The sequence below is a fragment of the Marinobacter sp. ANT_B65 genome, assembly GCF_002407605.1.
Taxonomy (GTDB): Bacteria; Pseudomonadota; Gammaproteobacteria; order Pseudomonadales; family Oleiphilaceae; genus Marinobacter.
This window is the reverse complement of record NZ_NXGV01000006.1, coordinates 150319-161688: the sequence shown is the minus strand read 5'-3', so window position 1 is coordinate 161688 and position 11370 is coordinate 150319. Positions and strand designations below refer to the sequence as shown.

The window sequence follows — 11370 nt, the reverse complement described above, 5'->3', positions numbered from 1 at the left end:
GTAGGGAGTGGACTTAGGCAAATCCGGGTCCATAATTCTGAGACGTGACGACGAGCACCCTTTACGGGAGCGAAGTCATTGATGCCATGCTTCCAGGAAAATCTTCTAAGCTTCAGGCTATTTGAGACCGTACCCCAAACCGACACAGGTGGTCAGGTAGAGAATACCAAGGCGCTTGAGAGAACTCGGGTAAAGGAACTAGGCAAAATGGTGCCGTAACTTCGGGAGAAGGCACGCCGGCGGTATGTGACGCCCCTCGCGGGTTGAGCAGAAGCCGGTCGAAGATACCAGGCCCCTGCGACTGTTTATTAAAAACACAGCACTGTGCAAACTCGTAAGAGGACGTATACGGTGTGACGCCTGCCCGGTGCCGGAAGGTTAATTGATGGGGTTAGCATTCGTGCGAAGCTCTTGATCGAAGCCCCGGTAAACGGCGGCCGTAACTATAACGGTCCTAAGGTAGCGAAATTCCTTGTCGGGTAAGTTCCGACCTGCACGAATGGCGTAACGATGGGGGCGCTGTCTCTACCCGAGACTCAGTGAAATTGAAATCGCCGTGAAGATGCGGTGTATCCGCGGCTAGACGGAAAGACCCCGTGNACCTTTACTATAGCTTCACAGTGAACTTTGAACATGTTTGTGTAGGATAGCTGGGAGGCTTTGAAGCGTGAACGCCAGTTTGCGTGGAGCCAACCTTGAAATACCAGCCTGGCATGTTTGAGGTTCTAACTCTGTCCCCTTATCGGGGATGAGGACACTGTGTGGTGGGTAGTTTGACTGGGGCGGTCTCCTCCTAAAGCGTAACGGAGGAGCACAAAGGTGGGCTAAGTACGGTCGGACATCGTACGGTTAGTGTAATGGCACAAGCCCGCTTAACTGCGAGACAGACACGTCGAGCAGGTACGAAAGTAGGTCATAGTGATCCGGTGGTTCTGTATGGAAGGGCCATCGCTCAACGGATAAAAGGTACTCCGGGGATAACAGGCTGATACCGCCCAAGAGTTCACATCGACGGCGGTGTTTGGCACCTCGATGTCGGCTCATCACATCCTGGGGCTGAAGCCGGTCCCAAGGGTATGGCTGTTCGCCATTTAAAGTGGTACGCGAGCTGGGTTTAGAACGTCGTGAGACAGTTCGGTCCCTATCTGCCGTGGACGTTGGAGATTTGAGGAAAGCTGCTCCTAGTACGAGAGGACCGGAGTGGACGAACCGCTGGTGTTCCAGTTGTCTCGCCAGAGGCATTGCTGGGTAGCTACGTTCGGACAGGATAACCGCTGAAAGCATCTAAGCGGGAAGCCCCTTCCAAGATGAGATCTCCCTGAGGCCTTGAGCCTCCTGAAGAGCCGTTCAAGACCAGGACGTTGATAGGTCGGGTGTGTAAGCGCTGCGAGGCGTTGAGCTAACCGATACTAATTGCTCGTGCGGCTTGACTATATAACACCCAAGACAATTGCGGATTTCGCAACGAAAAAATCANTATTNCTGTTCTCTCTCATCCCCCAGTGATCGACCGTTTTGTCTGACGACCATAGCGGCCTGGTACCACCTGATCCCATCCCGAACTCAGAAGTGAAACAGGCCTGCGCCGATGGTAGTGTGGCATTGCCCATGTGAGAGTAGGTCATCGTCAGACTCTTAATACAAAAAACCCCCTGCGGAACACCGCAGGGGGTTTTTTTTTGTCTTTTCATCGTTCCTGGTGTTTAATCCCCGCGTTACTCATTCTCCTGGCCGGATGCTATTTTATGAAATCCAAAGTACTTGTATCCCTGCTCAGTGATGGGCAGGTTCACTCTGGCGAGCGCCTGGCCGCAGAACTTGGTGTGAGTCGCACTGCAGTCTGGAAACAGGTGCACCGGGCTCTTAATGAGGGCTTTGAGATAGAGACTGTCAGGGGGCGAGGTTACAGGCTTATAACGCCGGTAGATCTTCTGGATGCAGACGAAATTCTCGGGGCGCTGGCCGCGCCATTCCGCAGTAGTATTTCCCTGAATGTTCTGGACGAGGTGGACTCAACCAATACTGAGGTCCTGCGACAGATTTCCATGGGGGTGGTGGGAGTGCCGGTTGCCATAGCGGATTGTCAGACCATGGGGCGCGGGCGGCGTGGCAGGCCCTGGCGTAGTCCTCGGGGCGAGAATTTGTATCTGAGCGCAGGTCTGACGTTCCAGGGTGGATTTTCGGCGCTAGATGGGCTCAGTCTTGCCTTGGGCGTTGCAGTTGCTGAAACTCTTGAGGAGCTCGGTGTGCCAGGAGTGCGTCTGAAGTGGCCCAATGATATTTTTCTGCCCGACGGCAAGCTTGGGGGGATACTTGTTGAGTTGCAGGGCGAATTGCAGGAGGGCGTTGTTCGGGTCATTGTTGGCATCGGTATTAATGTACACATGAGTCGCGCCGACGATGTCGATCAACCCTGGTCCAGTCTTGCAAAAAACTCCCCCCGCTCAGCCTGGTCGCGTAATCAAATCGCATCTGCTCTTATTGGCTCCTTGCTTGAGAGTGCTGAAGTCTTCGCTGGAAAAGGCTTTCCCGCATTCAGGGACCCGTGGCAGGCCCGGGATATGTTCAGAGGGCGGCAGTTGGTTGCCCAGAGCGGCGGCGTCGTTGGGGTTGGTTGTGGGGTCGATGAACAGGGGAACTATCTTGTCGGGGCTGAAGGGGGTGTTGTTCCCGTTCGTGCTGGAGAGATTAGCTTGCGGGTCGCTGTATGAAGCTGCTGATCGATGCGGGTAACACTCGATTGAAGTGGCGCCTTGAACAGGATGGATTGGTTTTAGATGAAGGATGGTCGGCCCTGGGCGGAGGTGATCCTTTAGTTGGTATTGAGGGGCGTCTGGATGCGGTTTCCCGGGTGGGAGTGTCTACAGTTATCCGGGAAGAAAAGAGGCTGGAACTTTTGGCATATCTGCAGCAGAAGGTATCTGCTCCGGTTAATTTTCATTGGGCTGAGGCCCGGCGCTGCGGGCTTCAGAATTCATATGCTGATGTCAAAACGATGGGGGCTGATCGCTGGCACGGTATGTACGGAGCGTGGAAGCGCTGTAAGAGTGGGTACGCGGTTATAGATGCCGGTAGTGCGATTACCGTCGATTATGTAAATAGCACAGGAGAGCATCTTGGGGGGTATATCCTTCCTGGCCTGAAAATGATGTTGAGAAGCCTGAAAAGCGACGCTGCGCGAATTCTGTTTGAGGCGGGCGCGCTTTCGGGGAGTGACCCGGGAAAGAGTACCGCGGAATGTGTGAATCAAGGCTTGTCCTGGTTGTCCCGGGCGATGATTGAGCGGGTAGGGAGGGATATGTCTGATCTTGGTCTGTCCCAGGCCCTGGTAACGGGAGGGGATGCTGGTAGGCTTCTCCAGCTTGGGCTGGAGGGCGCTCATTATCCTTCCCTGGTGCTGGAAGGTCTCAGCTACATTGATAGAGAGATGGCAGGAGAATGAGGTGGTTTGCGCTGATTCTCGTGTGCGTGAACCTGGTGTTCTGGTACGCGCTGAGCGGGCCTTCCGGCTATCTTCAGCCAAATAGCGTGGCAAGCGGAACCTTGCCACGGGTGGGGAGCCTTAAAACACCAGATCTGCGCAGAGAGAGCTTGTCCTCAGTCGATAGATCGGGGCGTGTTACTGATTCTGAAGAGTTGTCGGTACGAAGTTGCGTCAGTGTCGGATGGTTTGAGTCCGATACTGTAGCGAAATCATTGGCAGAGAGGGTGGTGGCAGGCCGGTCGAATGCATATCAGGTAGTGGAAACTGAGAGGGAGTTGCCGCCGCTGCATTGGGTGATTATTCCCCCTCAGCCTGAAGATGTCGCCCAGGAGCAACTTAAAAGCCTCCAGGAACAGGGTATTGACTCATATCTGATTGCCCGGGGTGAAAACCGGAATGCGATTTCTCTTGGCCTGTTTGAGTCGCGCGAAGCAGCAATTTCTGTGCTTGAAGAAAAAAAACGACAGAATCTCAATGCGGTACTGGCAAACTTCCCCCGAAATCAGCTAAGCTACGCGCTGTCTTTTGAGACGAGGCCGGAGCTTGTTGAAAAACTGGTTCGTGCGGTAGAAGCGGATTATGGCAATAATTTCGATTTCATCGAAATCAACCCTTGTAAAGGTGTTGCAACGTCAGAAAAAACTCCGTAGTATACCGCCCTCGCTGAACAGGCGATTGTGAGCTGGCGTAGCTCAGTTGGTAGAGCAGCTGACTTGTAATCAGCAGGTCGGGGGTTCGATTCCGTCCGCCAGCTCCACTTTTTTGTTGTGACAGGTGCATAAGATCGCGCCTGACTCGGAGGGGTTCCCGAGTGGCCAAAGGGATCAGACTGTAAATCTGACGCGAAAGCTTCGCTGGTTCGAATCCAGCCCCCTCCACCACTTAATTGCTCGCGGGCATCGTATAGTGGCTATTACCTCAGCCTTCCAAGCTGATGACGCGGGTTCGATTCCCGCTGCCCGCTCCAATTTGATTTGCAATGCTCATGTAGCTCAGTCGGTAGAGCACATCCTTGGTAAGGATGAGGTCACCGGTTCAATTCCGGTCATGAGCTCCACTATTTATCCGGTCAGCGTTACGATCCAGGTTGATCAGGGAGATTGGTCGAATGTCTAAGTCTAAGTTTGAACGTAAAAAGCCGCACCTGAACGTGGGCACTATTGGTCACGTAGACCATGGTAAGACGACTCTGACCGCTGCTCTGACTCGTGTATGTCACGAAGTATGGGGCACGGGTTCTGCGAGCGCATTCGATCAGATCGATAACGCACCGGAAGAGCGTGCGCGTGGTATAACCATCGCGACTTCGCACGTTGAGTATGATTCTCCTATGCGTCACTACGCGCACGTTGACTGCCCGGGTCACGCTGATTATGTGAAAAACATGATCACTGGTGCTGCTCAGATGGACGGNGCTATCCTGGTTGTGTCTGCAGCTGACGGCCCTATGCCTCAGACTCGCGAGCACATCCTGCTGTCCCGTCAGGTAGGCGTTCCTTACATCGTTGTGTTCATGAACAAAGCGGACATGGTCGACGATGAAGAGCTTCTGGAGCTGGTAGAAATGGAAGTGCGTGACCTTCTGGGCATGTACGACTTCCCGGCTGACGACACGCCGATCATTACTGGTTCTGCGTTGATGGCGCTGGAAGGTAAAGATGATAACGAAATGGGCACTACGGCTGTCAAGAAGCTGGTAGAAGCTCTGGATTCGTATATCCCTGAGCCTGAGCGTGCGATTGACCTGCCGTTCCTGATGCCGATTGAGGATGTATTCTCTATTTCGGGTCGTGGTACTGTTGTTACCGGTCGTGTAGAGCGCGGTATCGTCAAGGTTGGTGAAGAAGTTGAGATTGTTGGTATCAAGGATACCGTCAAGACTGTCTGCACCGGTGTTGAGATGTTCCGCAAGCTGCTTGACGAAGGTCGTGCTGGTGAGAACGTGGGTGTACTGCTTCGTGGTACCAAGCGTGATGATGTTGAGCGTGGTCAGGTTCTGTGTAAGCCAGGTTCTATCAAGCCGCACACCAAGTTCGAATGCGAAGTATACGTACTGAGCAAAGATGAAGGCGGTCGTCATACTCCGTTCTTCAAGGGCTATCGTCCGCAGTTCTACTTCCGTACGACTGACGTAACCGGTTCCTGTGAATTGCCGGAAGGCGTGGAAATGGTTATGCCTGGCGATAACGTGAAGATGGAAGTGACGCTGATCGCTCCGATCGCCATGGAAGATGGTCTGCGCTTCGCGATTCGCGAAGGCGGCCGTACCGTTGGTGCAGGCGTGGTAGCAAAGATTATCGAGTGATCTACTCGTTTGATCTGAAAAAGGGGCTGATTTAATCAGCCCCTTTTTCTGTTTCGGTTGCAATGTGTGCTTCAGTCCGGTCGTCTGGCTTGCCTGTTGACAGGGTTGTTTATTCTGCATACAATGCGGCTCCTTTTTTTGAAGGTCGGCGAACAGTTTCGCTGCTACGAGTGGAGTTTGGTGCAACATGCAAAGCCAAAAGATTCGGATCCGGTTGAAGGCGTTTGATTATCGCCTGATCGACCAGTCCACACAGGAGATTGTCGATACCGCTAAGCGGACCGGCGCTCAAGTGCGTGGACCTATTCCTCTGCCTACGCGCAAGGAAAAGTTCACCATTCTGGTTTCACCGCACGTCAATAAAGATGCGCGCGATCAGTATGAAATTCGTACCCACAAGCGTTTGCTCGACATTGTTGAGCCAACGGAAAAGACAGTAGATGCTTTGATGAAGTTAGACCTGGCAGCAGGTGTAGACGTTCAGATCAGCCTCGGTTAATACCTTCAGGTATTAATCTGTGTAACTGTCCTAAGGCCATAGAGGGTGAGAGCCCCGTACACTTAGAGGTGAAACATGGCAATTGGTATTGTCGGTCGCAAGGCCGGTATGACCCGTATTTTTACGGAAGATGGGCAAGCGTTGCCCGTGACGGTGATAGAGGTTGAACCTAACCGTATCACCCAACTCAAAACTCTTGAAAACGACGGCTATCGTGCAGTTCAGGTAACTGTCGGTTCGCGTCGTTCCTCGCGTGTCAATAAGAGTGCTGCAGGCCATTTCGCAAAAGCCGGTGTAGAAGCGGGTCGTAGCGTATGGGAGTTTCGTCTGGCAGACGGTGAAGGTGAAGACCTGGCCGCTGGTGGGGAAATTACTGCGTCAGTCTTTGAAGACGGTCAGGTTGTTGATGCTACCGGAACATCCAAAGGTAAAGGTTTTCAGGGCGGTGTAAAGCGCTGGAACTTTTCCATGCAGGATGCGACTCACGGTAACTCTCTGTCTCACCGTGCTCCGGGTTCCATTGGTCAGAACCAGACTCCGGGCAAAGTATTCAAAGGCAAAAAGATGGCGGGCCAGATGGGTAATGCGCAAGTTACAGTGCAGAACCTGAAAATTGTCCGTGTCGACGCTGAGCGCAACCTTCTGCTGGTTAGTGGTGCCGTTCCCGGTGCAACTGGCGGCGATGTTGTCATCAAGCCTGCTGTTAAAGCCTGAGGAGCGGTTCGATGGAATTGACTATTACAGGTAGCGGTAAGGAAGTTACAGTTTCCGAGACTGCTTTCGCGAAAGATTTTAATGAGTCACTGGTTCATCAGGTGGTTACTGCTTACATGGCAGCCGGTCGCCAGGGTACAAAGGCTCAGAAGACCCGTTCAGAAGTCAGTGGCGGTGGTAAGAAGCCCTGGCGTCAGAAGGGCACTGGTCGTGCTCGTGCTGGTACTATCCGCAGCCCGATCTGGCGCTCTGGTGGTGTGACCTTTGCTGCAAAGCCTCGCAGCTTTGAGCAAAAGGTTAATCGCAAGATGTACCGTGCCGCGATGTGCTCTATTTTCTCCGAGCTCGTTCGTCAGGATCGTCTGGTTCTGGTAGATGACTTCGCTATCGATGCTCCCAAGACCAAGGTGTTTGCCGCCAAAATGGCAGATCTGGGTATTTCGAACGCATTGATTCTGACGGAGAGCGTTGAGCAAAACCTGCATCTGGCCTCTCGTAACGTTCCTCACGTCGATGTACGTGATGTTGCGGGTCTGGATCCGGTTAGCCTGGTTGCCTTCGAGAAAGTCGTGGTGACTGTTCCCGCTCTGAAGAAGATCGAGGAGATGCTGGGATGAATCAGGAACGTATTTATAAGGTCCTTCTGGGGCCGCACGTATCGGAGAAAGCTTCTCTGGTAGCCGAGCATGGTCAGGTTGTTTTCCGGGTTGCTCCGGATGCCTCCAAGCCGGAGATCAAGAAGGCTGTTGAGCAGTTGTTCAACGTCACCGTAGAAGGTGTTCAGGTTCTGAATCGTAAGGGCAAGCTTAAACGCACAGCCCGCGGGTTCGGCAAGCGTAATGACATTCGTAAGGCTTACGTTAAGCTGGCTGAAGGTCAGGACATCGATTTTCTGGATGTGGAATAAGGTAAAGGGGTCGTAATATGCCGATCGTCAAAACCAAACCAACATCTGCCGGACGCCGTCACGTTGTAAAGCTTTACAACCCGGATTTGCACAAAGGGCGCCCTTACGAACCGTTGGTCGAGTCACAAAGCAAGTCGGGTGGTCGTAATAATGCTGGCCGCATTACTACCCGGCACATTGGTGGTGGACATAAACAGCACTACCGTATCATTGACTTCAAGCGGACCAAAGATGGTATTCCTGCGACAATAGAACGCATTGAATACGATCCTAACCGCTCTGCGCACATCGCTTTGCTCAAGTATGCGGATGGCGAGCGTCGTTACATTATCGCTCCCAAAGGTATGCAGATCGGAGAGCCTGTGCGTTCAGGAATCGACGCGCCTATCAAGGTCGGAAGCACATTGCCGCTGAGGAATATTCCAGTGGGTTCTGTGGTTCATTGCGTTGAACTCAAGCCTGGCAAAGGTGCTCAGCTGGCTCGCTCTGCGGGCGCATCCGTACAGCTGGTTGCTCGGGAAGGCGCGTATGCGACTATCCGCCTGCGCTCAGGTGAAATGCGTAAGGTGCTTGTAGATTGCCGTGCTACGTTGGGCGAAGTGTCCAACAGTGAACACAGTCTCAAGCGGCTTGGCAAAGCGGGTGCATCACGTTGGCGTGGCAAGCGTCCAACAGTACGTGGTGTTGCTATGAACCCAGTTGACCACCCACATGGTGGTGGTGAAGGGCGTACCTCTGGCGGGCGTCACCCGGTTACTCCGTGGGGTGTTCCGACCAAAGGGCATAAGACTCGTAAGAACAAACGTACTGATAAAATGATAGTACGTCGTCGTTCAGCCAAGTAAACGACTACATAGAGGTAAATGCTGTGCCACGTTCTTTAAAGAAAGGTCCTTTTATAGACCTGCATCTGTTGAAGAAGGTCGAAGCAGCTCTGGAAGCGAACGACAAGCGGCCGATCAAAACCTGGTCCCGTCGTTCAACGATCTTCCCAGAGTTCGTAGGTTTGACCATTGCAGTCCACAACGGAAGGCAGCACGTGCCGGTTTATGTGACCGAAGATATGGTCGGGCATAAACTGGGTGAGTTCGCGGCGACGCGTACTTATCGCGGCCATTCGGCCGACAAGAAAGCTAAACGCTGATTGTGAGGGGAATAGAAATGGAAGTAGCAGCCAAGTATAAGGGCGCTCGCCTCTCAGCTCAGAAAGCTCGTCTTGTCGCCGATCAAGTTCGCGGCAAGGCTGTTGAGGACGCCCTAAACATTCTGACTTTCAGCCCTAAGAAGGCAGCGGTGATTATCAAGAAAGCTCTTGAGTCCGCCATTGCCAACGCTGAGCATAACGAAGGTCTGGACGTTGACGAACTGCGGGTTTCCACCGTAATGGTGGATGAGGGCCCGACGCTCAAGCGTATTAAAGCTCGAGCCAAGGGGCGCGCTGATAGAATCATGAAGCGCACCTGTCATATCACCGTCAAGGTCGCCGACAAGTAGGAGATGCTCAGATGGGTCATAAAGTAAATCCAACCGGCATGCGCCTGGGTGTGATCAAAGAGCACAACTCAGTATGGTATGCCGATAAAAAGGAATACGCGAAGAACCTGTTGAACGATATTCAGGTTCGCGAATTCCTCGACAAGCGCTTGGTAAAAGCGTCTGTCAGCAAGATTGTGATCGAGCGCCCTGCTCAGAACGCCCGTATCACGATTCATACTGCCCGTCCCGGTATAGTTATCGGTAAGAAGGGTGAAGATGTTGATCGTTTGCGTCGTGAAGTTGGCGCGATGATGGGTGTGCCTGTGCACATCAACATCGAAGAAGTCCGCAAGCCGGATCTTGATGCTCGCCTGGTAGCGCAGAACGTTGCTGGTCAGCTGGAACGTCGTGTGATGTTCCGTCGCGCTATGAAGCGCGCGGTTCAGAATGCTATGCGTCAAGGCGCCAAAGGTATCAAAATTCAGGTTGGTGGTCGTCTCGGGGGTGCTGAGATTGCGCGTTCCGAGTGGTATCGCGAAGGTCGTGTTCCGCTGCATACACTACGTGCAGATATTGATTACGCAACCTACGAAGCGCATACCACTTACGGCGTAATCGGCGTCAAGGTATGGATCTTCAAAGGTGAGATTCTTGGTGGTATGGAACAAGTCCGTGCTGACAAGAAAGCCTCTGGGAAGAAAGGTTCTAAGTAAAGGGGCAATCTTATGCTGCAACCAAAACGCACCAAATTTCGCAAGGTAATGAAAGGCCGTAACACGGGTCTTGCTCACCGTGCCAACAAGGTGAGCTTCGGTGAATACGGATTGAAAGCGACGAGTCGCGGACGTATAACTGCTCGCCAGATTGAAGCGGCACGACGTACCATGACTCGTAAAATCAAGCGGGGTGGTAAGATCTGGATCCGGGTTTTCCCGGACAAGCCGATCACCGGAAAGCCGCTTGAAGTACGTATGGGTAAAGGTAAGGGTTCTGTTGAGTATTGGGTGGCGGAAATTCAGCCAGGCCGTATGCTCTACGAGATGGAAGGCGTTGCTGAAGATGTTGCACGCGAAGCCTTCACACTCGCAGCGGCCAAGCTGCCGGTACAGACCACCTTCGTAACTAGGACGGTGATGTGATGAAAGCAACAGAGCTGCGTGAAAAATCAGCCGCGGAGCTGAATAAGGAGCTGATCGATCTCCTGAAGGAGCAGTTCAATCTGCGTATGCGCAAGGCAACAGGTCAGCTCAATCAGTCTCACCTTCTCGCCGGGGTGAAGCGTGATATTGCTCGCGTGAAAACAGTTTTGAACGAAAAGGCAGGAAAGTGACATGACTGAAGCTAACCAAACTGCCAGAACTCTTAGCGGCAAGGTCGTGAGTAACAAGATGGAGAAATCCATCGTGGTACTGGTTGAACGTCAGGTAAAGCACCCTCTGTACGGTAAGTACATGAAGCGTTCAACCAAGATCCACGCTCATGATGAGAGCAACCAATGCAATATCGGTGACAAAGTGACTATTCAGGAAACCCGCCCGGTCTCCAAGACCAAGAGTTGGGCCCTGGTTGAAGTTACCGAACATGCGTCCAAGGTGTAAAGCGCCCGGAGAACAACCATGATTCAGACTCAGACAATGCTTGAAGTCGCGGATAACAGCGGTGCGCGTCAGGTGATGTGCATTAAGGTCCTGGGCGGTTCACACCGGCGCTATGCCAGCGTAGGGGATGTTATCAAGGTTACCGTAAAGGAAGCCATCCCCCGCGGGAAAGTGAAAAAGGGCCAGGTCCTGAAGGCTGTAGTAGTACGCACTCGCAAGGGTGTTCGCCGTCCCGATGGATCCCTGATCCGTTTTGACGGCAATGCGGCGGTACTTCTGAACAATCAGGACGCTCCCATTGGTACCCGTATCTTCGGACCGGTTACCCGTGAACTGCGAAATGAAAAGTTCATGAAAATTATCTCACTGGCACCCGAAGTACTTTAA

Annotated in this window: 16 protein-coding genes, 4 tRNA genes and 2 rRNA genes; all 22 read left to right on the top strand. The window is 52.9% G+C overall.

Going from position 1 to position 11370, the window contains the following annotated elements; all coding sequences use genetic code 11:
• Positions 1 to 1434, top strand: a 23S ribosomal RNA gene (locus tag CPA50_RS19200); the annotation flags it as partial.
• An 84-nt stretch (positions 1435 to 1518) separates the two neighbouring features.
• Positions 1519 to 1633: ribosomal RNA gene (rrf, locus tag CPA50_RS19195) — 5S ribosomal RNA — on the top strand.
• Between the two features lie 112 nt (positions 1634 to 1745).
• Positions 1746 to 2711 carry a biotin--[acetyl-CoA-carboxylase] ligase gene (locus CPA50_RS19190; RefSeq protein WP_096784153.1) on the top strand — a complete coding sequence of 322 codons (966 nt, stop codon included), beginning with the start codon at positions 1746 to 1748 and terminating at the stop codon, positions 2709 to 2711.
• A complete protein-coding gene (locus CPA50_RS19185) occupies positions 2708 to 3442 on the top strand; it encodes a type III pantothenate kinase (RefSeq protein WP_096784152.1) in 735 nt (244 codons plus the stop codon). Before CPA50_RS19190 ends, CPA50_RS19185 begins: the two co-directional genes overlap by 4 nt.
• Positions 3439 to 4134 (top strand): hypothetical protein, encoded by a 696-nt coding sequence (locus tag CPA50_RS19180; protein ID WP_096784151.1) that lies wholly within the window; start codon positions 3439 to 3441, stop codon positions 4132 to 4134. Before CPA50_RS19185 ends, CPA50_RS19180 begins: the two co-directional genes overlap by 4 nt.
• Before the next feature lie 31 nt (positions 4135 to 4165).
• Positions 4166 to 4241: transfer RNA gene (locus tag CPA50_RS19175), tRNA-Thr, on the top strand.
• 40 nt (positions 4242 to 4281) lie between these two features.
• A tRNA-Tyr gene (locus CPA50_RS19170) sits at positions 4282 to 4365 on the top strand.
• Positions 4366 to 4376: 11 nt separating this feature from the next.
• A tRNA-Gly gene (locus CPA50_RS19165) sits at positions 4377 to 4451 on the top strand.
• A gap of 14 nt (positions 4452 to 4465) precedes the next feature.
• Positions 4466 to 4541 (top strand) — tRNA-Thr (locus tag CPA50_RS19160).
• A 51-nt stretch (positions 4542 to 4592) separates the two neighbouring features.
• Entirely contained in the window at positions 4593 to 5789 is a 1197-nt protein-coding gene (gene tuf, locus CPA50_RS19155) for an elongation factor Tu (protein WP_096784150.1), read from the top strand.
• 187 nt (positions 5790 to 5976) lie between these two features.
• Complete coding sequence (gene rpsJ / locus CPA50_RS19150) at positions 5977 to 6288, top strand: 30S ribosomal protein S10 (protein WP_007350503.1); 312 nt, start codon at positions 5977 to 5979, stop codon at positions 6286 to 6288.
• 75 nt (positions 6289 to 6363) lie between these two features.
• Complete coding sequence (gene rplC / locus CPA50_RS19145; RefSeq protein ID WP_096784149.1) at positions 6364 to 7002, top strand: 50S ribosomal protein L3; 639 nt, start codon at positions 6364 to 6366, stop codon at positions 7000 to 7002.
• Between the two features lie 11 nt (positions 7003 to 7013).
• A complete protein-coding gene (rplD, locus tag CPA50_RS19140; protein ID WP_096784148.1) occupies positions 7014 to 7619 on the top strand; it encodes a 50S ribosomal protein L4 in 606 nt (201 codons plus the stop codon).
• Positions 7616 to 7909, top strand: a complete 294-nt coding sequence (rplW, locus tag CPA50_RS19135; RefSeq protein ID WP_096784147.1) for a 50S ribosomal protein L23 — start codon at positions 7616 to 7618, stop codon at positions 7907 to 7909. Before rplD ends, rplW begins: the two co-directional genes overlap by 4 nt.
• 17 nt (positions 7910 to 7926) lie before the next feature.
• A complete protein-coding gene (gene rplB, locus CPA50_RS19130; RefSeq protein WP_096784146.1) occupies positions 7927 to 8754 on the top strand; it encodes a 50S ribosomal protein L2 in 828 nt (275 codons plus the stop codon).
• Positions 8755 to 8777: 23 nt separating this feature from the next.
• Positions 8778 to 9053, top strand: coding sequence for a 30S ribosomal protein S19 (gene rpsS, locus CPA50_RS19125; protein WP_096784145.1), 276 nt, complete (start codon positions 8778 to 8780; stop codon positions 9051 to 9053).
• Between the two features lie 17 nt (positions 9054 to 9070).
• Positions 9071 to 9403 carry a 50S ribosomal protein L22 gene (rplV, locus tag CPA50_RS19120; protein WP_096784144.1) on the top strand — a complete coding sequence of 111 codons (333 nt, stop codon included), beginning with the start codon at positions 9071 to 9073 and terminating at the stop codon, positions 9401 to 9403.
• An 11-nt stretch (positions 9404 to 9414) separates the two neighbouring features.
• The gene (gene rpsC / locus CPA50_RS19115) at positions 9415 to 10098 is read left to right on the top strand and encodes a 30S ribosomal protein S3 (RefSeq protein ID WP_096784143.1); all 684 of its coding nucleotides are present in this window, start codon (positions 9415 to 9417) and stop codon (positions 10096 to 10098) included.
• A gap of 12 nt (positions 10099 to 10110) precedes the next feature.
• Positions 10111 to 10524, top strand: coding sequence for a 50S ribosomal protein L16 (gene rplP / locus CPA50_RS19110; protein WP_072799767.1), 414 nt, complete (start codon positions 10111 to 10113; stop codon positions 10522 to 10524).
• Complete coding sequence (rpmC, locus tag CPA50_RS19105) at positions 10524 to 10715, top strand: 50S ribosomal protein L29 (protein ID WP_096784142.1); 192 nt, start codon at positions 10524 to 10526, stop codon at positions 10713 to 10715. Before rplP ends, rpmC begins: the two co-directional genes overlap by 1 nt.
• 1 nt (position 10716) lies before the next feature.
• A complete protein-coding gene (rpsQ, locus tag CPA50_RS19100; RefSeq protein ID WP_096784141.1) occupies positions 10717 to 10983 on the top strand; it encodes a 30S ribosomal protein S17 in 267 nt (88 codons plus the stop codon).
• Between the two features lie 18 nt (positions 10984 to 11001).
• Positions 11002 to 11370 (top strand): 50S ribosomal protein L14, encoded by a 369-nt coding sequence (gene rplN, locus CPA50_RS19095; RefSeq protein ID WP_012139776.1) that lies wholly within the window; start codon positions 11002 to 11004, stop codon positions 11368 to 11370.